This window comes from Quadrisphaera sp. GCM10027208, from assembly GCF_042658805.1.
In the GTDB taxonomy this organism is placed as follows: Bacteria; Actinomycetota; Actinomycetes; order Actinomycetales; family SCSIO-59966; genus SCSIO-59966.
Genome location: NZ_JBHSRC010000002.1, coordinates 79,133 through 102,178 on the forward strand (window position 1 = coordinate 79,133; position 23,046 = coordinate 102,178).

The window sequence follows — 23,046 nt, forward strand, 5'->3', positions numbered from 1 at the left end:
CGTGACCCGCATCCTGGTGGTGGAGGACGAGGAGTCCTTCAGCGACCCGCTGTCGTACCTGCTGTCCAAGGAGGGCTACGACGTCGCGGTCGCCGAGACGGGGACCGAGGCGCTGGAGGAGTACGACCGCAACGGCGCCGACCTCGTCCTGCTTGACCTCATGCTGCCGGGCCTGTCCGGGACCGAGGTGTGCCGCCAGCTGCGCACCCGGGGCAACGTGCCGGTGATCATGCTCACGGCGAAGGACAGCGAGATCGACAAGGTCGTCGGGCTCGAGCTCGGAGCCGACGACTACGTGACGAAGCCGTACTCCTCGCGCGAGCTCGTGGCCCGGGTCCGTGCCGTGCTGCGGCGCCGGGCGGAGCCGGACGACCTGGTGCCCCCGACGATCGAGGCCGGTCCGGTCCGGATGGACGTCGAGCGGCACGTCGTCACCGTCGACGGCCAGCCGGTCCAGCTGCCGCTCAAGGAGTTCGAGCTGCTCGAGCTGCTGCTGCGCAACACCGGCCGGGTGATGACCCGTGGCCAGCTCATCGACCGGGTGTGGGGCAGCGACTACGTCGGCGACACCAAGACGCTCGACGTCCACGTCAAGCGACTGCGCAGCAAGATCGAGCCCGAGCCGTCGGCGCCGCGCTACCTCGTCACTGTTCGGGGCCTGGGGTACAAATTCGAGGCGGACTGACGACGGCCGGCTGACGTCGGCCGACTGACGTCGCGCCCCGACCGTTCCGGCCGCTCAGGGCAGCAGGTCGGCGTACTCCGGCAGGGTGCCGTCGAGCACCGGGACGCTGACCTGCACCGGCTCCGCGCCGTCCGCGCCGACCGTCATCGGCAGCCGCTGGCCGGGCATGACGCCGAGCGAGTCGACGGTGACCTGCTCGTCGGCGTCCTGACCGCCGACGGCGTACGTCTGGCCGGGCTCGACCTCCACCTCGACGTCGACGTCCGCCTCGGTCGAGGTGATCCGTACCGTGGCCGGCTCGGTGCCGGAGTTCACGACCCGGGCCACCAGGACGGCCTCGCTCTGCGCGTCCTCGGCGAGCAGCAGCAGGTTGGTCGCGACCAGCCCGTCACCGAGCTGGGCCTCCACGCCGTCGCTGGGCATGTAGTACCGGGCGGTCTCCTGCGGGTTGGTCACCGAGCAGCCTGCGGTGAGCCCGGAGGCGAGCACGGCGGCGACGGCGAGGGCCACGGGTCGGGTCAGGCGGGTCACGTCGCCAGAGCGTAGCGGCCGCGGGACCTCGGGGGCGCTCAACCACCCGGCGCAGCACGTCACCGCGGCGATGTCAACCCCCTCCTCGTCGACGCCAGGGCTCTGACCTGCGGAAACGTCGATCGGGGACTGTCGGTGCCCGGTGCCACCGTGTTACCCTGGACGTCGCGAAAGGGGAACAGAGCAGATGGCATTCAAGGTCGGCGAGACGGTTGTGTACCCGCACCACGGGGCCGCACTGATCGAGGAGATCAAGACCAGGACCATCAAGGGAGAGGACAAGCTCTACCTCCGCCTCAAGGTCGCCCAGGGCGACCTGACCATCGAGGTCCCCGCCGAGAACTGTGATCTCGTCGGCGTCCGGGACGTGGTCGGCAAGGAGGGGCTCGAGCGGGTCTTCGAGGTGCTGCGCGCTCCCTACACCGAGGAGCCGACCAACTGGTCGCGCCGCTACAAGGCCAACCTCGAGAAGCTCGCCTCCGGTGACGTGATCAAGGTGGCCGAGGTCGTCCGCGACCTGTGGCGCCGTGACCAGGACCGCGGGCTGTCCGCCGGGGAGAAGCGGATGCTGGCCAAGGCGCGGCAGATCCTCGTCTCCGAGCTCGCGCTCGCGGAGAAGACCGAGGAGGACAAGGCCGAGGCCATCCTCGACGAGGTGCTGGCCAGCTGACCACCGGCTGCGTGGTGGTCGCCGCGGGCAACGGCACCCGCCTCGGCCTGGGCACCCCGAAGGCGCTCGTCCCGCTGCACGGTGAGCCGATGCTCACCCACGCGCTACGGCGCCTGGAGGCCAGCGGTGTCGCCGACGAGGTCGTCGTCGTCGTGCCCCCCGACTCCCCCCCATCCTCGGTGATCATGCAGTCCCGCCACCCTGTCGTCGTCCCCGGGGGCGAGACCCGGCAGGACTCGGTGCGGCTGGGCCTGGCGGCGCTGTCGCCGGACGTCGACGTCGTCCTCGTCCACGACGCTGCCCGCTGCCTCGCCCCGCCGGACCTGTTCCGGACCGTCGCGGACGCCGTCCGGGCCGGTGCGGACGCGGTCGTCCCGGGTCTACCGGTGACCGACACGGTGCGCTCCGTCGACGGGGAGACGCTCGACCGTCATCGGCTTCAGGCCGTGCAGACGCCGCAGGGGTTCCGGCGGGCCGTCCTGGAGGAGGCGCACGCCCTGGCGGTGGACCAGGCGGACGAGTCCCTCGCCGCGACGGACGACGCCGGGCTGGTCGAGCGGGCCGGTTGGCGGGTGCAGGTCGTCCCCGGTCACCCCGAGGCGTTCAAGGTGACTACGGCCCACGACCTGCGCGTCGCCGAGGCGCTGCTCGCCGGTGCCGCCGGCCAGTCCCAGACGCCGTGACCGACGGCCAGGAACCGCAGGGCCCTCAGCCGCTGGTGCCGCGGGTCGGTGTCGGGACCGACGTCCACCGGTTCGCGGACCCCGCCGTGGGCCGCCCGTTGCGGCTCGCCGGCCTGGACTGGCCGGGCGAGACCGGGCTCGCCGGGCACTCCGACGCCGACGTCGCCGCCCACGCCTGCTGTGACGCGCTGCTGTCCGCCGCCGGTCTCGGCGACCTGGGACTGCACTTCGGCACCGCCCGCCCCCAGTGGGCCGGTGCCGCGGGGACCACGCTGCTCGCCGAGACCGCCCGACTGGTGCGCGAGGCCGGCTACGACATCGGCAACGTGGCCGTCCAGGTGATCGGCAACCGACCGCGGCTGGGCCCCCGGCGAGCCGAGGCCGAACGGGCCCTGGCCGAGGCGTGCGGCGCCCCCGTGTCGGTGTCCGCGACGACCACCGACGGCCTCGGGCTGACCGGCCGCGGTGAGGGCGTCGCAGCGATCGCGACCGCTCTGGTCGTCCCGTCCCGCGGGCGGTGACCGCGGCGGCTCACAGCAGGGCCGCGGTGGCGCCGGCTGCGCCGCGGACCCGCTCACCGAGCTCGTCGAAGTCGACGTCGGCGACGAACACGACGCTGACCGCGCCGTGGCACACCCCGCGCGCGTCCACGACCGGCGAGGCCACCGCGTTCATCCCCGGCAGCACCTCCGAGTACGTGGCGACCCACCCCTTGCGTCGCCCCTCGGCCACCTCCGGGCGCTCCCCGGGGACGGGCGGTGACCCGGCCAGCAGCGCCAGTCCGGGCGCACCCCGGGTCACCGGGTGCCGGGTGCCCGGCCGGTACACGACGTGGACCGTCGACTGGCGGGGCTCGATGACCGTCACCGTCACCGCCTCGTCGTGCTGGCGGACGACGAGGAAGGCGGTCATCCCCACGTCGTTCGCCAGGCGGGAGAGCTCCGGCACGGCCGCGGCCTGCAGGTTCGGCACCACCTGCCGGGCCAGGACGGCGAGCCCGGCGCCCGCGGCGTACCGGTTCTCCGCGTCACGGGCCACGAGGGCGTGGTCCTCCAGCGTGCGCAGCATCCGGTAGGCGATCGACCGGTGCAGGCCCAGCGCGCGGGCCACCTCGGCGACGGACAACGGCCGCTCGCTGCCCGCGACGAGCTCCAGGGTGCGCAGGCCGCGGTCGAGCGTCTGGGACGCCGGGCGGGCCGTGCCGTCACCATCGGGGTCAAGAGCACGGGAGGCCGTTGTCATTGTGGCCTGTATCACCTATCCTCACTCGCAATTCGAATGAGACGTTCGAATATAGAACTTCTCTGACGGTACAGCACACGGTGACGGCGCCGCCAGTCGCCACGGACCTCGAATGGAGCAGCACCTATGCGTCGTGGAGCACGCGCAGCAGCCGCACTCGTCGCCGGACTCGCCCTCGCCCTCACCGGCTGCGCGGAGGAAGAGCCCACCCCGCAGTCGGAGGGCACCGCCGACGGCGGCGAGGCCACCGGCGGCGAGCAGGAGCCGATCAAGATGGGGGTGGTGCTCGACATCACCGGCGCCGGCGCCAGCCTCGGCGTCCCCGAGCGCAACACGATCGAGATGCTCGCCGAGCAGGTCAACGCCGACGGCGGCGTCGCGGGCCGGGAGCTCGAGGTCCTCATCGAGGACAACCAGTCCACCGAGGACGGCGCGGCGCGGGCCGCCAGCAGGCTGATCCAGTCCGAGGAGGTGGACATCCTGCTCGGTGCCAGCCGCACCGGCCCCAGCCTGGCCATGCGTCCGATCGCCGAGCAGGCGCAGATCCCGATGATCTCGCTGGCTGCGAACCAGGCGATCATCGACGGCTCGGAGTGGGTGTTCAAGACCGCCCAGAACGACAGCGTGGTGATCGAGCGGATCATCGACGACATGGCGGCCAAGGGCTACCAGCGGATCGCCGTCGCCCGGGACGCCTCCGGGTTCGGTGAGGGCGTCCCCGAGGCGTTCGCCGAGATCGGCGCCGAGGAGGGCATCGAGGTCGTCACGACGGAGAGCTTCGCCCCCGACGCCACGGACTTCACCGCCCAGATGGTCAACATCCGGGACGCCGACCCGGACGCCGTCGTGATCTGGGGCATCCCGCCGGCCGCGTCGCTGGCCCAGGTGGCCTACCGCCAGCTCGGCATCGAGGCGCCGGTCTACCAGTCCCACGGCATCGGCAACCAGGTGTTCCTCGACAGCGCCGGGGACGCCGCCGACGGCCTGCTCGCTCCGCTGGGCCGGATGGTGGTCGCCGAGCAGCTGCCGCAGGACGACCCGCAGAAGGAGGTCGTCACCCAGTTCATCGAGGACTACGAGGCCGCCTACGGCGAGACGCCGTCCACGTTCGCCGGGCACGCCTACGACGCGTTCATGATCGCCGTCGACGCGATCGAGGAGGTCGGCACGGACCCGAACGAGCTGCGCGACGCGATCGAGAGCGTCTCGGACTGGCCGGGCGTCAGCGGCGTCTTCACGATGACGCCGGAGGACCACTCGGGGCTGAGCAAGGAGGCGCTGGTCCTGGTCACCGTCGAGAACGGTGAGTGGCAGATCGCCGACGGCGCCGAATGACCGACCTCCTCCAGCTGGTCTTCTCCGGGCTGGCTCAGGGCGCCGTCTACGGCCTGGTCGCGCTCGGCTTCGTGGCCATCTTCTCCGTGCGCGAGATGGTGAACCTCGCGCAGGGGGAGTACGCGGCACTCGCCGGCCTGAGCGCCATCACGGCCGTCGCCTCCGGGGTGCCGCTGCTGCTGGCCGTCATCCTCGTCGTGCCGTTCGTCGTCCTGGTGTCGGTGGTGCTCGAGCGGCTGTTCGTGGCCCCGGTCAAGCACATGACGCCGCTGGTGTCGATCATCCTCACGCTCGGCATCTCCACCGCGCTCAAGGCGGTCATGCTGCTGGTCTGGGGCCCCCAGGCCAGGGGCCTGCCCGCGTTCCCGGGCTGGGACCTGTTCGTCGGCGGCATCAGCATCCGCTCCCAGGAGCTGTGGATCCTCGGGGTCGCCGCGGTGGTGGGGGCCGCGGTCGTGTGGTTCTACGAGCACACCCTGTACGGCAAGGCGCTGCGGGCGTGCGCCGAACAACCGGTCGCCGCGCGGCTCGTCGGCATCTCGCCCCGGACGGCGACGATGGTCGCCTTCGCCATCGCCGGGTTCGTCGGCGCGGTGGCCGGCGTGGTCGGCAGCCCCATCTACTTCTCCTCCTGGGAGTACGGGCTCACCCTCGGCCTCAAGGGGTTCGTCGCGGCGACCCTCGGCGGGCTGGTGTCGCTGCGGGTGGCCATGCTCGGCGGTCTCGTCCTCGGCGTCCTGGAGAACCTGGTCGCCGGGTACGTCGACACCGGGTTCCGGGACGCCGTCGCGTTCCTCGTCCTGGTCCTCGTGCTGCTCGTGCGGCCGCAGGGTCTCGTCCTGAAGGCCTCGGGGGTGCGGGTCTGATGAACGCCGTCCTCCGGCGGCACGCCGGCTACTACCTGCCGTTCCTGGCGCTCGCCGCCGTCCTCGCCGTGTTCCCGCTCGTCGCGTCGACGAACATGGTGAACATCGGCGTGTTCGCGCTGATCTACGGCATCGCGGCCATCGGCCTGTCGCTGCTCATGGGCCTCGCCGGGCAGGTCAGCCTCGGCCAGGCCGCGTTCTTCGCCGTCGGCGCCTACACCCACGCCATCCTCGTCACCCGGTACGACGTGCACGGCCTGGTCGCCGCGGTGACCGCCGTGCTCGCCGCCATGCTGGTGGCCCTGCTCGTCGGCCTGCCGCTGCTGCGGCTGCGTGGCCACTTCCTCGCGCTGGCCACCCTCGGGCTCGGGATCATCGTCTCGGTCACCGTCCGGGAGCTCGAGTACACCGGGGGGACCTCCGGCATCTTCGGGATCCCCAAGCCGGAGTTCGGCGGGCGGGTCTACGACAGCCCGCGCGAGTTCTTCTGGCTGCTCGTCCCGTTCGTCGTCGTCGGCCTGCTCATGGCGCGCAACCTCGTCGGCAGCCGCACCGGCCGGGCCCTGTCCGCCGTCAACGACTCCGAGGTGGCCGCGGAGTGCCTCGGGGTCAACACGTTCCTGCTGCGGCTCAAGGTCTTCGTGCTGTCGGCCGGTTACGCCGGACTCGCCGGCGTCTTCTACGCCTACTGGCTCGCCGTCGTCAGCCCCGAGGCTGCGGGCTTCCTGCTCAGCGTGCACTTCCTGCTCATGGTGGTGCTGGGCGGGCTCGGCACCGTCTGGGGCGCCATCACCGGCGCCGTCGTCGTCGAGGGCCTCGACGAGGGCATGAAGGCCCTCATCCCGCGGATCGTCCCGGGGGCCACCGGCGAGGTCCAGCTCATCGCCTTCGGCGTCGCCCTCGTCCTCGTCGTCATCCTGCTGCCCGGCGGCCTGGCCCAGCTGTGGGAGATGGCGGTCTCCCGGCTGCGCCGCCGCGGCAGTGCCCGCGAACCCGGTGAGCTGCCGACGGTCGCGGTTCGTGAGGGACCCCGGGACGACGTCCCCGGGACGGGGGAGGTGTCGCTGGCGGACCTGCTGGCGGAGGCCGACGTGCCCGAGCGGGGCACCGTCGTGCTGTCCGTGCGTGGCCTGACCAAGCGGTACGGCGGCGTCGTGGCCGTCGACGACGTCGACCTCGACGTCCGGGCCGGGGAGATCCTCGCCCTCATCGGACCCAACGGCGCCGGCAAGACGACCTGCTTCAACATGATCAGCGGGGTGCTCGAGCCGACCGCCGGGACCATCGAGGTGCTCGGCAGCCGGGTGGAGGGCCGCGCCCCGCACACCGTCGCCGACCTCGGCGCCACCCGCACCTTCCAGAACCTCCAGGTGTTCGGCAGCAGCACGGTCCTCGGCAACGTCAAGGTGGCACGGCACCTGCGCAGCCGCTCCGGCGTCGTGCGCGGCATGCTCGGCCTGGCCGCCCGGGAGGAGAAGGAGATCGAGCGCTCGGCGATGGCGTCGATCGCGGCGCTGGGCCTGGCGCAGGACGCCGACCGCTCGGTCACGGACCTGCCGTTCGGTCGCCAGCGGCAGGTCGAGGTGGCCCGGGCACTCGCCCTGGCCCCGCGGCTGCTGCTGCTCGACGAGCCGATGGCCGGCCTGTCCGGCGCCGAGCGCGACGAGCTGGCCGAGCTGCTGCGCCGCGCCCGGGACGCCGGCGTCGCCGTCGTCCTCGTCGAGCACGACGTGGACGCCGTGATGGCGCTCGCAGACCGGGTCGCCGTCCTCGACGACGGGCGGCTCATCGCCCTGGGTACCCCCGCCGAGGTGCGCAACGACCCGGCCGTCGTCGCGGCGTACCTGGGCACGGACGACGAGGCCGACGACATCGTCCGGCACGCCGCGCAGGAGGTGCGCTGATGGCCGGGCTCGAGGTGCGCGGCCTGGAGGCCGGGTACGACCGGTTGCAGGTGCTGCACGGGATCGACGTCTCGGTCGCACCCGGCGAGCTGGTCGCCGTCATCGGCGCGAACGGGGCGGGCAAGTCCACCCTGCTGCGCTCGGTCTCCGGGCTGCTGCGTCCCCGCAGCGGCCAGGTGCTGCTCGACGGGACGGACGTGACGAACCTCGGCGCCGAGCAGATCGCCCGCCGTGGCCTGGCGCACGTGCCGGAGAACCGGCTGGTGTTCCCGTCGCTGAGCGTGGAGGACAACCTCGCTCTCGGCGGCTGGACCCGTCAGCGCGACGGGCGCTACGCCCAGCGACGCGCCGAGGCCCTCGCCCTGTTCCCCCGGCTCGCCGACCGGATCGCCCTGGTCGCCGGCGCCCTGTCCGGCGGGGAGCAGCAGATGCTCGCGATGGCCAGGGCCCTCATGGCCGGCCCCTCGGTCGTCGTCCTGGACGAGCCGAGCCTCGGGCTCGCCCCGCGCGTCGTCGGCGAGATCATCGCCGCTCTCGCGCACCTGCGCGACGAGCAAGGGCTCGCCGTGCTCCTCGTCGAGCAGAACGTCCGGGCGGCGTTCAAGGTCGCCGACCGGGTCCTGGTGATGGACCGCGGCCGGGTCGTCGTCACCGGGACGCCGGCCGAGCTGGCCGACGACGCCCGGGTGCGCTCGGCCTACCTCGGCGGCGACTCCACGTCGTCCGGCTCGGTCGGCGCCGCCGCCCCGGCCGGGGCACCGGCGCCGACCGGGACCCCGTCCGACACCACCGACCACCCCGCAGCGGAGGAGAACCGTTGAGCAGCAAGCCGTTCGCGTCGTCCGCGGACCTGGAGGACAAGACCGAGACGCTCGAGGTCCTCGCCGACGGCGTCTACGCCCTGACCGCCGAGGGCGACCCCAACGTCGGGGCCGTCGAGGGCGAGGACTTCGTCGTCGCGTTCGAGGCCCGGGCCACGCCGGTCGCCGCCCGCGAGTGGCTCGACCGGCTGCGCGAGCACACCGACAAGCCGGTCCGCTACCTCGTCCTGTCGCACTACCACGCGGTCCGGGTGCTGGGCGCCAGCGCGTTCGACGCCGACGTCGTCGTCGCCCACGAGAACACCCGGGCGCTCATCGCCGAGCGCGGCCAGCAGGACTGGGACAGCGAGCTGGCCCGGATGCCGCGGCTGTTCAAGGAGCCGGACTCGGTGCCCGGTCTGACCTGGCCGACGCTGACGTTCTCGGACCGGGTGACGATCCCGCTCGGCGGCGACCGCGGCGACCTGGTCCTGCAGTACTGCGGCCGCGGGCACACCGAGGGCGACATCGTCGCCTGGCTGCCGCGTCACCGGGTGCTGTTCGCCGGTGACCTCGTCGAGGCGCAGGCTGCCCTGTACACCGGGGACGCCTTCCACCAGGAGTGGGTGAGCGGCACCCTGGACGCCGTCGCCGCGTTCGGCGCGGAGGCCCTCGTCGGCGGGCGGGGTGCGGTGGTGCGGGGCCGTGACGCCGTGGACGCCGCGATCGAGCAGAGCCGCGGGTTCCTCACCGCGCTCATCGACGAGGTGCGCCGGGTCCAGAGCGAGGGCGGCATGCTCAAGGACGCCTTCCGCGCCTGCCACGACCGGCTCGCCCCCACCTACGGGAGCTGGCCGATCTTCGAGCACACCCTGCCGTTCGACGTCGCCCGGGTCTGGGAGGAGCTCGAGGGGGTCGAGCGTCCGACGATCTGGACGGCGCAGCGGGACCGGCAGGTCTGGGACCAGCTGCAGGACTGAGGATGACGACTGCCCCGGCCGCGGCCGACCCGCGGGGCACCCCTGCGCTGCCGCCGACCGAGCCCGTCGCCGTCGTCGGCAACGGCCCGGTCGGCCAGACCACCGCGCTGCTGCTCGCCCGCTGGGGCGTGCCCGTCGTCCTGCTGGACGCGCGCCGCGAACGTGACGCGGTCGGCAGCAAGGCCATCTGCCAGCAGCGCGACGTCCTCGACGTCTGGGCGTCCTGCGGCGCCGGCCGGATCGCGCAGGAAGGCGTCACCTGGTCCGTCGCCCGCACCTTCTACCGCGACCGCGAGCTGTTCAGCATCGAGCTGGAGGACCCCGGCAGCTCGCCGCTGCCGGCGTTCGTCAACATCTCCCAGGCGCGCACCGAGGAGGTGCTCGACGAGCTCATCGCCGCCCAGCCGCTCATCGACGTCCGCTGGGGGCACGAGGTCGTGACGGTCGAGTCCTCGGACGCCGGGGTGCACCTGGGCTGCCGGACCGACGACGGCGAGGTGACCGTCCGGGCCGCCTGGGCGGTGGCCTGCGCCGGAGCCAGGGGCGGCGCGCTGCGCGCTGCGCTCGGCGTCGACTTCGACGGCCGCTCGTTCGACGACGCCTTCCTCATCTGCGACATCCGCGCCGAGCTGCCGGGCTGGGAGAACGAGCGCCGGTTCTACTTCGACCCGCCGTGGAACCCCGGCCGCCAGGTCCTCATCCACCCGTGCCCGGACTCGGTGTACCGGATCGACTGGCAGGTCGAACCAGGCTTCGACCTCGACGCCGCCCGCGCGGACGGCTCCCTGGACCGCCGGATCCGCCAGGTCATCGGCGACCAGGACTACGAGGTCGTGTGGAGCTCGGTGTACCGGTTCCACGCCCGCCGAGCCGACCGGCTGCGCGTCGGGCGGGTGCTGCTCGCCGGGGACGTCGCCCACCTCGTCGCGCCGTTCGGCGCGCGCGGGCTGAACTCCGGAGTCGGGGACGCCGAGAACGCCGCGTGGAAGCTGGCGTTCGTGCTCCGCGGCTGGGCCGGCCAGGCGCTCCTCGACTCCTACGAGATCGAGCGGGGCGCGGCGGCGGACGAGAACCTCGAGGTCACCTCCCGGACCATGGACTTCCTCGTCCCGCAGACCCCGCAGGCGTACCGGCGCCGGATCGAGGTGCTCGAGGCCGCCGTGCACGACCCGGCCGCCGCCCGCGACGTCGACTCCGGCCGGCTCGCCGAGCCGTTCTGGTACGTGTCCTCGCCGCTCACCACCCCGTGCCCGCACCGCCCGTGGCCGGGCCGCCCGCAGCGGGGACGCGCCCCCGAACCGGTCCCGGGCGTCGTCCTGCCGGACGGGCCCGCGGCCGACCCCGAGGACCCCGGCGTCACCCGGGTGCGGGAGCTCTGCCGGCGCGGTCTGCTCGTGCTCACCGGTCCGGCGGCCGACCAGACCGCGTGCGCCGACGCGGTGCGCGACGTGGCACCGCCCGGCCTGCCGGTGCGCGTGCTGGCGCTGACGGCGGTCGATCCCCGCGGCGTGCTGAGCCAGGCGCTGCGGGCAGCGGACGACGAGATCTGGCTGGTCCGCCCGGACGCGCACGTCGCCGCGTGCGTCCGGGCACCGGCCGAGCTGGCGGACGCCGTCCGCCGGGTGCTGGCGCTCGGCTGACCGGTGGCGGGCGGACCCGTGGCCGGCCTCCGCGCGCACCCGGTCAGCCGGCCTCGATGAACTCCCGCAGCACCCGGGCGAAACGCTCCGGGTCGTCCAGGTGGGGGAAGTGCCCGGCGTTCTCGAAGACCTCCAGCCTGCTGCCGGGGATCCGCTGCGCGGCACGAGCCCCGTGCCACATCGGGATCAGCCGGTCGCGCCCGCCCCACACGACGAGCACCGGCACGGTGATGCGGGAGAGCCGGTCGTCCGCGGAGACCATCTGCCCACCAGGGTCGATGACCGAGCGGACGGTGGTGATGAACGCCTGGCGGCTCTCCGCGTCACCGAGCTGCAGGAAGCCGCGCCACGCCTCGTTGACGTCGTGACCCGGATCCCGCCCCAGCCGGACCAGACCGCGTCCGATCGACTGGCCGCCGCGACGCACCCACGTCGAGGCCACCAGTGGCATGACGAGTTCCGCGCCGGGCAGCGCAGGCGCCCGCAGCAGGAGACCGAGCTCGCGTCCCAGGCCACCGCTGGAGACCAGCACGAGCCGATCCACCCGCTCGGGGAACAGGTAGGCCAGCTGCAGGCTGATGCCGCCGCCGAGGGAGTGGCCGACGAGCGTCACCGAGCCGATCCGCAGGTGGTCCAGCAGGTCCCGCAGCGCCGCGGCGTGCGCGCCGAGCGAGTAGTCCCCGCGCTGCTTGGAGGAGGCGCCGTGGCCGAACAGGTCCGGTGCGATGACCCTGCGGGTCGCGGCCAGGTCGTCGACGAGGTGCAGCCAGTTGCGGTGCGAGCCGAGCAGCCCGTGGACGAAGACGACGACCGGACCCTGCCCGACGTCCAGGTAGCTGATCTCCCGCCCGTGCAGGGACACTCGCACCGGCTCGTGCCCGGTGGCGGCCGGACCAGAAGGCATCGCCCACCTCCTGCGGACAGGTTACGACGCCCACCGGCGGCCTGTCCCAGGGCCGCAGGGCCCGTGCTGCCGGCCGGTAGCCTGTGGCCGGTGAGCCTGCGCCTGTTCGACACCGCCACCCGGGAGGTCCGCGAGCTGGTCCCGCTGACCGCGGGCGAGGTCGGTGTCTACCTGTGCGGGGCGACGGTGCAGGCCCCGCCGCACATCGGCCACATCCGCTCCGGTGTCGCGTTCGACGTCCTGTGGCGCTGGCTGGAGGCCGGCCACGGGTACCGGGTGACGTTCATCCGCAACGTCACCGACATCGACGACAAGATCCTCGCCCGCTCCGCCGAGGCCGGCGTGCCGTGGTGGGCGTGGGCCTACCGGCACGAGGTGGCGTTCACCGAGGCGTACGACGCGCTCGGCGTCCGCCGGCCGACGTACGAGCCGCGCGCCACCGGGCACATCACCGAGATGCTCGAGCTCGTCGAGCTGCTGCTTGCGCGCGGTCACGCCTACGTCGCCGAGGACGGCTCCGGTGACGTCTACTTCGACGTGGGTTCGTTCCCCGACTACGGGGCGCTCACCCACCAGCGGCCGCAGGACATGGCACCGGCCGAGGACGCCGACCCGCGGGGCAAGCGGGACCCGCGGGACTTCGCGCTGTGGAAGGGGTGGAAGCCGAGCGAGCCGGTCACCGCGTCCTGGCCGACGCCGTACGGCCGGGGGCGACCGGGATGGCACCTGGAGTGCTCGGCGATGGCCCGCCGGTACCTCGGCGACACCTTCGACATCCACGCCGGCGGGGTGGACCTGCGCTTCCCCCACCACGAGAACGAGCAGGCGCAGTCCCGTGCGGCCGGCTTCGGTTTCGCCCGGTACTGGCTGCACAACGCCTGGGTCACCATCGGCGGCGAGAAGATGAGCAAGTCGCTCGGCAACTCGCTGCTGGTGCCGGAGGTGCTGCGGCGCACCCGGCCGCTCGTGCTCCGGTACTACCTGGGCCAGGCGCACTACCGCTCGACGATCGAGTACACGTCCGACTCGCTGCGCGAGGCCGAGGCCGCCGTCGAGCGGATCGAGGGCTTCCTCGGCCGGGCGCGCCCAGCCGGGGCCGACGCCGCCGCCGGGCAGCCGGCCTCGTGGCCGGACGCCTTCCGCGCGGCGATGGACGACGACCTCAACGTGGCCGGGGCGCTCGCCGTCGTCCACGACACCGTGCGGCGGGGCAACAGCGCGCTGGACGCCGGGGACACCGCGGCCGCGCACCGGGCGTGGGCCGAGGTGACCGCGATGACCGGCGTGCTCGGCATCGACCCGCAGGACCCGCACTGGGCCGGCGCCGGCACCGCGGCCGGCCCGACCCCCGCGCTCGCTGCCCTGGACGCCCTCGTCCGGGACCGGCTGGAGGCCCGCGCCGCGGCGCGGGCGGCCCGTGACTTCACCACCGCCGACGCCATCCGCGACCAGCTGGCCGCGGCCGGGATCGCGGTCGAGGACACCCCGGACGGGGCGCGCTGGTCGCTCGCCCGCCACCACGAGGAGAGCTGACATGGCCGGAAACTCGCGTCGACCGGGGGCCGTGCGCCGTCCGGGGTCCAAGAAGGGCGCCACGGTCGGCAGCGGCGGCCGCGGCCGCCGCGCCCTGGAGGGCAAGGGGCCCACCCCGAAGGCCGAGGACCGGGAGTACCACGTCGCGCACCAGCGGAAGAAGGCCGCCGAGCGGCGGGCGGCGACCCAGCGGTCGGGGTCACCGCGGCGCGGCGGCGCACCCGGGGCACCGGAGACGATCGCGGGACGCAACTCCGTCGTCGAGGCGCTGCGGCACGAGGTGCCCACGGTCGCCCTCTACGTCGCCCACCGGGTGGACGCCGACGACCGGGTGCGCGAGGCGCTGCGGCTGGCCGCCGACCGGGGGCTGCCGGTGCTCGAGGCCTCCCGCGCCGAGCTGGACCGGCTCACCGACGGCGCGGTCCACCAGGGGCTCGCCCTGCAGGTGCCGCCGTACGAGTACGCCGACGCCGACGGGCTGCTCGAGGCCGCCCGGGCGGCCGGTGAGGTCCCGCTGCTGGTCGCCCTCGACGGGGTCACCGACCCCCGCAACCTCGGCGCCGTCGTCCGCTCCGCGGCCGCGTTCGGCGGGCACGGGGTCGTCGTCCCCGAGCGGCGGGCCGCCGGGATGACCGCGTCGGCGTGGAAGACGTCCGCCGGGGCGGCGGCACGCGTGCCGGTCGCCCGGGTGACGAACCTGACCCGGGCGCTGCAGGGCTACCAGCGGGCCGGCTGCTTCGTCGTCGGGCTGGACGCCGGGGGCGACACCCCGCTGCCGCAGGTGCCGGTCGCCGACGGCCCGGTCGTGCTCGTCGTCGGCGCCGAGGGCGCCGGCCTGTCCCGGCTGGTCCGCGAGACGTGCGACGTCGTGGCCCGCATCCCGATGTCCGGCGCGACCGAGTCGCTCAACGCCGGGGTCGCCGCCGGGATCGCGCTGTACGAGATCGCCCGGCACCGCGACCGCGGCTGACTCAGCCGTCCTCCCCGTCGCCCGGCGGCGGACCGCCGGCGACGACGGGCAGCGCCTGGGTGTCGACACCGAGCACCGCGGCCTCGTCCGGCTTGTGCCGCAGCACCTTCTCGACGTAGCTGCGCACCGCCTCGGCGAGGGGGATGTCGTGCCCGGCCCGCTCCGACTCGTACCAGCGGTGCTCGAGCACCTCGTGGAACACCTCGGCCGGCTCGAGCTTGCCGCGCAGCTCGCGCGGCACGGCCCGCACGACCGGTTCGAACACGGTGGTGAGCCACTCGTGGGCGACGATCTCCTCGTCGTCGCCCTGCCGGTCGGTGGCGGCGCGGAAGGCGTCGAGGTCGTTGAGCAGCCTGCGGGCCTGGTTCTCCTGGACGTCGAGCCCGGTGAGTCGCAGCAGCCGGCGCGAGTGGTGCCCGGCGTCGACGACCTTCGGCTCGATCCGGACCGTCGTCCCGGTGACGTCGGTGGAGATGGCGAGCTCGCCGACGTCGAAGCCGAGGTCGTTGAGCCGGGCGATCCGGGCGGCCACCCGCCAGCGCTCGCCGCGCTCGAAGGACTCCGGCTCGGTGAGCTCCGCCCACAGCTCGCGGTAGCGGTGGACGATGACCTCCGAGGTGTCCACCGGGTCGACGGCCGGGTCCAGCCGCTCCCCGGCGGCGAGGTCCAGCAGCTCCCCGGCGATGTTGACCCGCCCCACCTCGAGGTCGTGCTCACGCTGGCCGGTGGAGAGGGTGTCGTGCAGCTCACCGGTCTCGGCGTCGACGAGGTAGGCGGCGAACGCGCCGGCGTCCCGGCGGAACAGGGTGTTCGACAGCGACACGTCGCCCCAGAAGAAGCCGCTGAGGTGCAGCCGGACGAGCAGCACCGCGAGCGCGTCCACGAGCCGGGTCGCCGTCTCCGGGCGCAGCGTCTGGCTGAACAGCGCCCGGTAGGGCAGGGAGAACTGCAGGTGCTGGGTGAGCAGCGCCGACTCCAGCGGCCGGCCGGCGGCGTCCTGCCGGCCGGCGATGACCCCGATCGGCTCGACCGTGGGCAGTCCCAGCCGGCGCAGGGTGCGCAGCAGGGCGTACTCCCGGCGGGCGTAGGCCTCGGTGATCTCCTTGACGGCGACGACGTGGCCGCTGACCCGCACGAACCGGACGACGTGCCGGGAGATCCCGCGGGGGAGGGCCGCCAGTCGGTCCGACGGCCACTCCTCCAGCGGGAGCTCCCACGGCAGGTCGAGCAGCTCCGGGTCCGGGGCCGCGGCGGTGATGTCCAGAGGCACCGGGTCAGTCGCCGAGCCGGCGCCCGTCCACGGTGGAGAACAGGTGCACGTGCCCCTCCTTGGGCTGGAAGTGCACCATGTCGCCCTTGGCCGGGGGCTGCCGGCCGTCGACCCGGGCGATGATCTCGTACTCGTCGCCGGCGATCGTCGTCCGGCCGTAGACGTAGGCGTCGGCGCCGAGCTCCTCGACGACGTCGACCTGGACGGCCAGGCCGCGGTCGGCCAGCTCGAGGTCCTCGGGGCGGACGCCGACGGTGACCTGGCCCGCCCCGGCCTGGCTGAGCACCTCGCGGGCGACCGGGAACGTGGTGTCGCCGAACTCCACGCCGCCGTCGACGGCCTTGAGCTCGAGCAGGTTCATCGCCGGTGAGCCGATGAAGCCGGCCACGAAGACGTTGTCCGGGTGGTCGTACAGGTGCCGGGGGGCGCCGACCTGCTGCAGCACGCCGTCCTTGAGCACCGCGACCCGGTCGCCCATCGTCATCGCCTCGACCTGGTCGTGGGTGACGTAGACGGTGGTGACGCCGAGGCGGCGCTGCAGCTGCGCGATCTGGGTGCGGGTCTGCACCCGCAGCTTGGCGTCGAGGTTCGACAGCGGCTCGTCCATGAGGAACACCTGGGGCTGGCGGACGATGGCCCGGCCCATCGCGACGCGCTGCCGCTGCCCGCCGGAGAGCGCCTTGGGCTTGCGGTCGAGGTACGGCTCGAGGTCGAGGATCTTCGCGGCCTCCACGACCCGCCGGCGGATCTCGTCCTTCTTCACCCCGGCGATCTTCAGGGCGAAGCCCATGTTGTCGGCCACGGTCATGTGCGGGTACAGCGCGTAGTTCTGGAAGACCATGGCGATGTCCCGGTCCTTCGGCTGGACGTTGGTGACGTCCCGGTCGCCGATGAGGATGCGCCCCTCGTTCACCTCCTCCAGCCCGGCGAGCATCCGCAGCGAGGTGGACTTGCCGCACCCCGAGGGGCCGACGAGGACGAGGAACTCGCCGTCGGCGATCTGCAGGTCGAGCTGGTCGACCGCGGGCTCGTCGGCGCCGGGGTAGACCCGGGTCGCCTTGTCGAACGTGACTGTGGCCATCGTGTGTCCTCTCACCGGCAGGTACGTGCCGGACGATCCGTCGTGAGGGGTCTAGCCCCCGCCGGCCGGCGGGAGCAGGTACGCGTGCGCGGCCGGACCGTCGTCCGGCAGGGCCAGCGTGCTGGCATCCTCTCCGACGACGTCCGCTCCGGCAAGGGTCCGCACGTCCCCGATGTCCGTGACGCCGAGGGCGCGCAGCGGGACGCGGACCCGGTCGTGCCGGGCACGGGCGGCGTGGACCAGCACCGAGCCGTCGGCGTGCTCGCGCAGGAACGTCATCGAGTCGGCGCCCACGTGCACCCAGCGCAGCCCGCCGCGACGCAGGGCCACGTGGTCGCGGCGCAGCCCCAGCCACGTCCGGTAGGCCCGCAGGGTCGGTTCGTCCCACTCCGTCCGCCGGTGCCAGGGGAAGGGGGTGCGAGAGTGCTCGCCGTCCACGCCGGTCAGCCCGATCTCGTCGCCGGCGAACACCATCGGGACCCCGGGCATCCCGACGAGCAGGGCGAGCGCGACGAGGTGCCGGTCGCGTCCTGCCCGGCCGGCGCCCAGGCCCCCCGCCGTCCCGCCGCCGACCACCGTCCGGATCCGCGGCGTGTCGTGGGACCCCAGCGCGGTCGAGGACGCGGCCAGCGACCGCCAGGGGATCGAGGCGACGAAGTCCCGCACGGTCGCGGCCACCGCGGTGGCGGGCAGGCTGGGGACCTCGACCGGCAGCCCGAGGAAGGTGAGGCCGTGCCCGGGCTCGGTCAGCCACGCCCAGACCGGCCGGGTGAACGCGGAGTAGGCCATCGTGCCGTGCCAGCCGTCCCCGGCGAGGTCCGCGGAGGCGTCGTGGCCGTGCTCGGCGAGCAGCCAGGTGGGACGGCCGGTCTGCGCCTCGACGGCGGCCATCGTGGCCCGCACCGTGCGGGCCACCTCGTGAGCCAGGTCGACGTCGGCGTACCGGCCGGTCATGTTCGCGACGTCGATGCGCCAGCCGTCGAGGGCCACCGGGTCGCGCAGCCAGCGGGCCACCACCGAGTCGGGTCCGTCGGTGAGCCGGCGCCGCAGGGCGGCGCTGCGGTGGTCGAGCTTGGGCAGGCTGGGGACGTCCAGCCAGCTGACGTAGTCGTCCGGGTGGTGGCGGAAGAGGTAGTACCCGGCCTCCTCGCTGCCGGGGTCGGCGACCGCGCGGCGGAACCACTCGTGGCCCGCGCCGGTGTGGTTCGTCGTGAGGTCGCCGAGGACGCGCAGCCCGCGGGCGTGGGCCGCTCGCACCAGCGACACCAGCGCCTGCTGGCCGCCGAGCTCGGGGGCGACCCGGTCGAAGGTGACCGCGTCGTAGCGGTGGTTCGACCGGCCCTCGAAGAACGGCGTCAGGTACAGCACGGTGACGCCGAGGTCGACGAGGTGGTCGAGGTGGTGTTCGACGCCAGCCAGGTCACCGCCGAACCACTGCCGCTGCACGTGCGGCCCGCGGTGGACGACGTCGTCGTCCCAGTCGGCGGGCTCCGCCCACGGCGGGGTGTCGTGGTGGACGCCGGAGCGGGCGAACCGGTCGGGAAACACCTGGTAGACCACGGCGTCCTGCACCCAGGACGGCGGGCCCGGATGGGTCGTCACCCGAAAGGAGTGTGCGTCGGTGACGTCGCGCTCGTGCAGTCCGGCGGCGTCGAGCCACCGGTAGCCGCCGTCCTCGCCGTGCAGGAAGAACCGGTACGCCGTCAGCGGGTTGTGCGCGGTGAGGTCGGCCCGCCACCAGGTCTGGACGTCGTCCGCGCTCTCCACCTCGGCCGGCACGAGCAGCGGCTCGCCGTCGCGGAGCTGGCGGACGACGACGTGCCGGGCCCGGTGGGCGTGCGGCACCCGCAGCCGCACGGTGACGGTGGAGCCTGGCGCCGGGGCGTCGTCGGTGACGTACAGCGCAGAGCCGTCGTGGTGCGGCAGGTCGAGCAGGTGGGCGGAGCGGTCGCTGTGGCGGCCCATGGCGTTGGTCGTCAGCCCTTCACCGAGCCGGCCGTCAGCCCGCCGACGATGTACTTCTGCAGGTACTGGAACAGCAGCACGACCGGCAGCGCGGTGAGCACCGCGCCGGCGGCGAACACGCCGAGGTTGTTGCTCCGGTCGCCGTCGATGATGCCGTAGAGGCCGACGGCGAGGGTCTTCACGCTGTCGTCGGTGAGGAAGATGCTCGCGATGATGAACTCGTTGATCGCACCGACGAAGGCGAGCAGCCCGGTCACGGCGAGGATCGGGCGCACGAGCGGCAGGATGATCCGGAAGTAGACCTGGGTGTGCGTGGCGCCGTCGATGATGGCCGCCTCGTCGAGGTCCCGGGGGATGGAGTCGAAGAAGCCCTTGATGAGCCAGACCTGGCCCATCGCACCGCCCATGAGGATGAGCCCGTAGCCGGCGAGGGTGTTCAGCCCGATCTGCGGGATCGCCTCCCCGAGCCGGCTGAACAGGTTGAACAGTGCGACGATCGCGAGGAACTGCGGGAACATCTGGATGAGCAGGATGGTCAGCAGACCGCCGCGCCGGCCGCGGAAGCGGAACCGGGAGAACGCGTAGGCGGCCAGGGCGCTGGCGAGGACCTGGCCGACCGTCACCACGGCGCACAGCACGAGGGTGTTGACGTACCAGGTGAGGAAGGGGCCCCGGTCCCCGCTGAGCAGCTCGGCGTAGTTGTCCAGGCCGAAGCGGGTGGGGACGAGGCCGGTGGTGCCGATGGTGCCGAGCGGGTTCACCGATGCCGAGACGACGTAGAGCACCGGGAACGCGGCGAAGGCGACGGCGGCCAGCCCGACGACGTGCCGCCAGCCGATCTCCCGCCACCAGCGCATCCCGCGCGGCCTGGGCTCCTCGTAGGTGCGGCGGGTCCGCTCGGTCGAGGCGAGCCCGGCGTCCTGGGGCTCGACGTTCTCTCCCGGTGCGGATCCGAGCGGCTGAGGGGTGTAGGTCATGACGGGCTCCTCAGCTCACCGACTCCAGCACCCGGGTGTACCGGAACTGGATGGTCGCGATGACGGCGGTCAGGACGAACAGGACGACGGACACCGCGGCGGCGAAGCCGAACTGGGCGCCCCCGGCGCCGAAGGCCAGCCGGTAGGTGTAGCTGATGAGGATGTCGGTGTGACCGGCCTGCGGGTTGTCCGCGGGGAACGGTCCACCCTCGGTGAGCAGCTGGATGAGGTTGAAGTTGTTGAAGTTGAAGGCGAAGGAGGCGACGAGCAGGGGGCCGACGGCGACCAGCAGCAGCGGGAAGGTGATCCGGCGGAAGGCGGTGAAGCCGCTCGCCCCGTCGATGGCGGCGGCCTCCTTGAGCTCGGCCGGGATGGCCTGCAGGGCGCCGGTGCTCACCACGAGCATGTACGGGAACCCCAGCCACAGGTTCGTCAGCAGGACGGCGACCTTCGCCAGCCAGGGGTCACCGAGCCAGTTCGGGTTGCCCGGGAGGATGTCGTTGATGAGGCCGAAGTCGCGGTTGTAGAAGCTCGCCCACACCAGCAGGGAGATGAACGCGGGGATCGCGTAGGGCAGCAGCAGGATCGACCGGTAGAGACGCCGGCCCCGCACGCGCGGGTCGTTGAGGACGACGGCGAGGAACAGCCCGAGCGCGAACGTCGTGGCGACGGACAGGACGGCCACCGCCAGGGTCCACAGGAAGATGCGGACGAAGTCGGCCCGGATGGTGGGGTTGGTCAGCACGCGTTCGTAGTTGGCCAGTCCGACGTTCTGCTGCCAGCTCTGGGAGAAGGCGGGCCGGCCGGTCTCCGGGTCGACGAAGTACTCCGAGTCGCCGACCATCGCCACCGGGTAGGTGCGCCCGGTGGACGTGTCGGTGATCGCGTCGGCGTCCTCGTCGTACTGCAGGATCGTCGTGCCCTCGAACGCCCGACCGATGCCGAGCGGGCGGATCGCCCCGTCCTCGGTCGGCACCGTGTAGTCCTGGATCAGCGGCCCGGCGTCGTTGACCTGCCGGGCGTCCAGCATCGTGAAGCCGGGGGCCTCGGTGATCCGGCCGTCGGTGACGGTCACCTCGTCCTCCTCGAGCGGCTCCAGGCCCTCTGCGGTGCCGCGGTACAGCGAGCCGTCGGCGTCGTCGACGAGGAAGAACGTGAACGGCCCCTCGGTCGGGGAGCCGGTGGTGCCGACGGTCAGCGTGTACGTCGGGGAGTCCGGCAGCTGCTGGACCGACCGGCCGATGATCTGGGTGATCGACTCCTCCTTCGACGTCCGCTTGCCGTCGCCGAAGTTCGTGAAGGAGATCGCGAACGTGCTGATGATCGGGTAGACGATGAACGCCAGGAGGAAGAGCGTTCCCGGCAGCAGGTACTTCAGCGGGATGAGCCTGGTGGTGCCGTAGACGGCGACGAGCGCCCCGGCCGCCACCCACATCGCGACGAGGATCGCGTAGTCCTCGGCGGCGAGCAGCGCCGGTGTCACGCTGAGGACGAGCGCGACGACGAGGCCGAGCCCGAGCAGCTTGACGAGGATTGCGGCGACCCCGACGGAGCGCTCCGGTCGACCGGGTCGTCTGGGGACGTCCTGGAGCGAGCTCACCGGGTCCTCCACGTCGTCGGCCTGCTGGCAGGGGTGAGGGTGGACCCGCCCCGCCCGCGGGCCGAGGCGCCGCGGGCGGGGCGGGGGTCGGTCACTGCAGCGCTGCGGCGATCGTCTCGCCGGCGGTCTGCATGGTGCTGGCCGGGTCGGCGCCGCCGACGATGGCGGCCTCCGCCTTGCCCAGCGGCTCCCAGATGGCGGCCATCTGCGGGATGGCCGGGAGGATCTGGCCGGCGTCGGCGGCCTCGGCGAACGCCGCGACGTCCGGGTTCTCGGGTGCGACGGCCTCGAGGACCTCGGTCATCGCCGGCGGGCGCGGCTCGGCGTCGAACAGTGCTCGCATGGTCTCCGGGGTGTTCGCGGCGTTGAGCACGAACTCCTGCGCGAAGGCCTTGTTGGCCCCCTTGCTCGCGACGTAGAACGCCTGGACGCCGGTGAAGGCCCGCGCCGGCTCCATGCCCTCGAAGCCCGGGATCGGGGTGATCTCGTAGCTGATCCCGGCGGTGTTGATGTCACCGAGCGCCCACGGCCCGGAGACGAGGAACGGGCAGGCGGCCTCCGTGAACAGCGCGATGGAGTTGTCCCCGGTGATGGAGGTCTTCAGCACGCCCTGGGCGCCGAGCTCGCCGATCTTCTCCGCGGCGACGATGGAGCCCTCCTTGCCGACGCCCACGTCGGTCGGGTCCGGGTCGCCCTCGGGGGTCTCGCCGAAGAGGTAGCCGCCGGCGGAGGTGTACAGCGGCTGCATGTGGTAGGCGTCGCCGTTCTCGCCGACCTGCAGGCACAGCGGGTTCTCGGCGCCGGACTCGTTGGCGAGCTGGACCAGCTCCTCGATGGTCTGCGGAGCCTCGGCGACGAGGTCGGTGTTGCGGTACAGCGCGATGGACTCCACCGCGTAGGGCAGCCCGTAGACCTGGCCGTCGAAGGTGACGCCCTTGATGGCGACCTCGGCGTACCGGGCCTGGTCGGCCTCGGACAGCGGCAGCGGGTCGATGGCGCCGTTCTGGACGAGGTTGCCGATCCAGTCGTGCGCGCCGATGACGACGTCGGGGCCGTTGCCGGCGGTGTTGGCGGTGACGAAGTTCGTCTGCAGGTCGGTGGCCACGGTCTGGACCGCGACGGTGATCCCGTTGTCGGCGCCGAACTGCTCGGCGGTGGCCTGCAGCGCGTTCGCGCGGTTCTCGTCGGCCCAGATGACGAGGTCGGCGTCCGCCCGGGTCGGGGCGCCCTCGGTCTCCGTGCTCTCCGGGGCGGCGGTCTCGGTCGCCGTGTCGGTGGCGGCCCCGGTGTCCGTGGCCTCCGGATCGGTCGTCTCGCCGCCGCCACAGGCGGAGACGAGCACGGCGAACCCGGCCGTCAGGGCCAGGGATCGTGCGGTCCTACGCATATCGGGATCTCCTCGCGAAGGGT

The 23,046-nt window shown here is 73.3% G+C and carries 21 protein-coding genes; 12 read left to right on the top strand and 9 right to left on the bottom strand.

Translation table 11 applies throughout. The features are described from left to right. Position 1: 1 nt before the first annotated feature. Positions 2–685: a response regulator transcription factor gene (locus ACFP6A_RS03435; RefSeq protein ID WP_379601572.1), complete on the top strand. Its 684-nt coding sequence runs from the start codon at positions 2–4 to the stop codon at positions 683–685. A gap of 54 nt (positions 686–739) precedes the next feature. Here ACFP6A_RS03435 and ACFP6A_RS03440 read toward each other — a convergent pair whose 3' ends face one another. Beyond that, the gene (locus ACFP6A_RS03440; RefSeq protein WP_379601574.1) at positions 740–1,216 is read right to left on the bottom strand and encodes a hypothetical protein; all 477 of its coding nucleotides are present in this window, start codon (positions 1,214–1,216) and stop codon (positions 740–742) included. Between the two features lie 187 nt (positions 1,217–1,403). Here ACFP6A_RS03440 and ACFP6A_RS03445 point away from each other — a divergent pair, with 187 nt between their 5' ends. From ACFP6A_RS03445 to ispF, 3 genes are read left to right on the top strand one after another with little or no spacing between them, the layout of a single operon-like run. Next, the gene (locus tag ACFP6A_RS03445; RefSeq protein WP_379601575.1) at positions 1,404–1,886 is read left to right on the top strand and encodes a CarD family transcriptional regulator; all 483 of its coding nucleotides are present in this window, start codon (positions 1,404–1,406) and stop codon (positions 1,884–1,886) included. Between the two features lie 11 nt (positions 1,887–1,897). Continuing rightward, complete coding sequence (gene ispD / locus ACFP6A_RS03450) at positions 1,898–2,569, top strand: 2-C-methyl-D-erythritol 4-phosphate cytidylyltransferase (RefSeq protein WP_379601576.1); 672 nt, start codon at positions 1,898–1,900, stop codon at positions 2,567–2,569. After that, the gene (ispF, locus tag ACFP6A_RS03455) at positions 2,566–3,090 is read left to right on the top strand and encodes a 2-C-methyl-D-erythritol 2,4-cyclodiphosphate synthase (protein WP_379601577.1); all 525 of its coding nucleotides are present in this window, start codon (positions 2,566–2,568) and stop codon (positions 3,088–3,090) included. The genes ispD and ispF overlap by 4 nt, the downstream gene beginning before the upstream one ends. A gap of 10 nt (positions 3,091–3,100) precedes the next feature. Here ispF and ACFP6A_RS03460 read toward each other — a convergent pair whose 3' ends face one another. Beyond that, a complete protein-coding gene (locus ACFP6A_RS03460) occupies positions 3,101–3,811 on the bottom strand; it encodes an IclR family transcriptional regulator (RefSeq protein WP_379601578.1) in 711 nt (236 codons plus the stop codon). Between the two features lie 126 nt (positions 3,812–3,937). Between ACFP6A_RS03460 and ACFP6A_RS03465 the strand changes: the two genes are divergently transcribed. The 6 genes from ACFP6A_RS03465 to ACFP6A_RS03490 are packed head-to-tail and all read left to right on the top strand — an operon-like array spanning position 3,938 to position 11,336. Then, complete coding sequence (locus tag ACFP6A_RS03465; RefSeq protein WP_379601579.1) at positions 3,938–5,146, top strand: ABC transporter substrate-binding protein; 1,209 nt, start codon at positions 3,938–3,940, stop codon at positions 5,144–5,146. Continuing rightward, positions 5,143–6,012, top strand: coding sequence for a branched-chain amino acid ABC transporter permease (locus ACFP6A_RS03470; protein WP_379601580.1), 870 nt, complete (start codon positions 5,143–5,145; stop codon positions 6,010–6,012). The genes ACFP6A_RS03465 and ACFP6A_RS03470 overlap by 4 nt, the downstream gene beginning before the upstream one ends. Continuing rightward, positions 6,012–7,916, top strand: a complete 1,905-nt coding sequence (locus ACFP6A_RS03475) for an ATP-binding cassette domain-containing protein (protein WP_379601582.1) — start codon at positions 6,012–6,014, stop codon at positions 7,914–7,916. The genes ACFP6A_RS03470 and ACFP6A_RS03475 overlap by 1 nt, the downstream gene beginning before the upstream one ends. Further along, entirely contained in the window at positions 7,916–8,737 is an 822-nt protein-coding gene (locus ACFP6A_RS03480) for an ABC transporter ATP-binding protein (RefSeq protein ID WP_379601583.1), read from the top strand. The genes ACFP6A_RS03475 and ACFP6A_RS03480 overlap by 1 nt, the downstream gene beginning before the upstream one ends. Further along, a complete protein-coding gene (locus ACFP6A_RS03485) occupies positions 8,734–9,696 on the top strand; it encodes an MBL fold metallo-hydrolase (RefSeq protein WP_379601585.1) in 963 nt (320 codons plus the stop codon). The genes ACFP6A_RS03480 and ACFP6A_RS03485 overlap by 4 nt, the downstream gene beginning before the upstream one ends. A gap of 2 nt (positions 9,697–9,698) precedes the next feature. Further along, positions 9,699–11,336: an FAD-dependent monooxygenase gene (locus ACFP6A_RS03490; RefSeq protein ID WP_379601586.1), complete on the top strand. Its 1,638-nt coding sequence runs from the start codon at positions 9,699–9,701 to the stop codon at positions 11,334–11,336. Between the two features lie 43 nt (positions 11,337–11,379). Here the strand turns inward: ACFP6A_RS03490 and ACFP6A_RS03495 are convergent, their stop codons facing one another. Next, complete coding sequence (locus ACFP6A_RS03495) at positions 11,380–12,240, bottom strand: alpha/beta fold hydrolase (protein ID WP_379601587.1); 861 nt, start codon at positions 12,238–12,240, stop codon at positions 11,380–11,382. 90 nt (positions 12,241–12,330) lie between these two features. Here ACFP6A_RS03495 and cysS point away from each other — a divergent pair, with 90 nt between their 5' ends. Both cysS and rlmB read left to right on the top strand, forming a co-directional pair. Beyond that, positions 12,331–13,773 (top strand): cysteine--tRNA ligase, encoded by a 1,443-nt coding sequence (gene cysS, locus ACFP6A_RS03500; RefSeq protein WP_379601588.1) that lies wholly within the window; start codon positions 12,331–12,333, stop codon positions 13,771–13,773. A 1-nt stretch (position 13,774) separates the two neighbouring features. Continuing rightward, positions 13,775–14,743, top strand: a complete 969-nt coding sequence (gene rlmB / locus ACFP6A_RS03505) for a 23S rRNA (guanosine(2251)-2'-O)-methyltransferase RlmB (protein ID WP_379601590.1) — start codon at positions 13,775–13,777, stop codon at positions 14,741–14,743. A gap of 1 nt (position 14,744) precedes the next feature. On the opposite strand, the gene ACFP6A_RS03510 is transcribed toward rlmB, so the two are convergent. The 6 genes from ACFP6A_RS03510 to ACFP6A_RS03535 all read right to left on the bottom strand — a co-directional run bounded on the left by ACFP6A_RS03510 (position 14,745) and on the right by ACFP6A_RS03535 (position 23,023). Further along, complete coding sequence (locus ACFP6A_RS03510; RefSeq protein WP_379601592.1) at positions 14,745–16,013, bottom strand: DUF4032 domain-containing protein; 1,269 nt, start codon at positions 16,011–16,013, stop codon at positions 14,745–14,747. Positions 16,014–16,017: 4 nt separating this feature from the next. Continuing rightward, positions 16,018–17,094: an ABC transporter ATP-binding protein gene (locus ACFP6A_RS03515; protein ID WP_379601594.1), complete on the bottom strand. Its 1,077-nt coding sequence runs from the start codon at positions 17,092–17,094 to the stop codon at positions 16,018–16,020. A gap of 51 nt (positions 17,095–17,145) precedes the next feature. Beyond that, the gene (locus ACFP6A_RS03520) at positions 17,146–19,059 is read right to left on the bottom strand and encodes a glycoside hydrolase family 13 protein (protein WP_379601595.1); all 1,914 of its coding nucleotides are present in this window, start codon (positions 19,057–19,059) and stop codon (positions 17,146–17,148) included. Between the two features lie 11 nt (positions 19,060–19,070). Further along, positions 19,071–19,916 carry a sugar ABC transporter permease gene (locus ACFP6A_RS03525; RefSeq protein WP_379602146.1) on the bottom strand — a complete coding sequence of 282 codons (846 nt, stop codon included), beginning with the start codon at positions 19,914–19,916 and terminating at the stop codon, positions 19,071–19,073. 130 nt (positions 19,917–20,046) lie between these two features. Next, a complete protein-coding gene (locus ACFP6A_RS03530) occupies positions 20,047–21,636 on the bottom strand; it encodes an ABC transporter permease subunit (protein ID WP_379601596.1) in 1,590 nt (529 codons plus the stop codon). A gap of 91 nt (positions 21,637–21,727) precedes the next feature. Further along, entirely contained in the window at positions 21,728–23,023 is a 1,296-nt protein-coding gene (locus ACFP6A_RS03535) for an extracellular solute-binding protein (RefSeq protein ID WP_379601597.1), read from the bottom strand. Between the last annotated feature and the right edge of the window lie 23 nt (positions 23,024–23,046).

Excerpts from the sequence above, each read along its gene's own strand:
- ACFP6A_RS03525 (WP_379602146.1), bottom strand. The coding sequence starts at position 19,916 with ATGCGCTGGTGGCGGGAGATCGGCTGGCGGCACGTCGTCGGGCTGGCC.
- ACFP6A_RS03460 (WP_379601578.1), bottom strand. The coding sequence starts at position 3,811 with ATGACAACGGCCTCCCGTGCTCTTGACCCCGATGGTGACGGCACGGCC.
- ACFP6A_RS03495 (WP_379601587.1), bottom strand. The coding sequence starts at position 12,240 with ATGCCTTCTGGTCCGGCCGCCACCGGGCACGAGCCGGTGCGAGTGTCC.
- ACFP6A_RS03475 (WP_379601582.1), top strand. The coding sequence starts at position 6,012 with ATGAACGCCGTCCTCCGGCGGCACGCCGGCTACTACCTGCCGTTCCTG.
- rlmB (WP_379601590.1), top strand. The coding sequence starts at position 13,775 with ATGGCCGGAAACTCGCGTCGACCGGGGGCCGTGCGCCGTCCGGGGTCC.
- ACFP6A_RS03480 (WP_379601583.1), top strand. The coding sequence starts at position 7,916 with ATGGCCGGGCTCGAGGTGCGCGGCCTGGAGGCCGGGTACGACCGGTTG.
- ACFP6A_RS03445 (WP_379601575.1), top strand. The coding sequence starts at position 1,404 with ATGGCATTCAAGGTCGGCGAGACGGTTGTGTACCCGCACCACGGGGCC.
- ACFP6A_RS03515 (WP_379601594.1), bottom strand. The coding sequence starts at position 17,094 with ATGGCCACAGTCACGTTCGACAAGGCGACCCGGGTCTACCCCGGCGCC.
- ACFP6A_RS03535 (WP_379601597.1), bottom strand. The coding sequence starts at position 23,023 with ATGCGTAGGACCGCACGATCCCTGGCCCTGACGGCCGGGTTCGCCGTG.
- ACFP6A_RS03490 (WP_379601586.1), top strand. The coding sequence starts at position 9,699 with ATGACGACTGCCCCGGCCGCGGCCGACCCGCGGGGCACCCCTGCGCTG.
- ACFP6A_RS03470 (WP_379601580.1), top strand. The coding sequence starts at position 5,143 with ATGACCGACCTCCTCCAGCTGGTCTTCTCCGGGCTGGCTCAGGGCGCC.
- ACFP6A_RS03465 (WP_379601579.1), top strand. The coding sequence starts at position 3,938 with ATGCGTCGTGGAGCACGCGCAGCAGCCGCACTCGTCGCCGGACTCGCC.
- ACFP6A_RS03520 (WP_379601595.1), bottom strand. The coding sequence starts at position 19,059 with ATGGGCCGCCACAGCGACCGCTCCGCCCACCTGCTCGACCTGCCGCAC.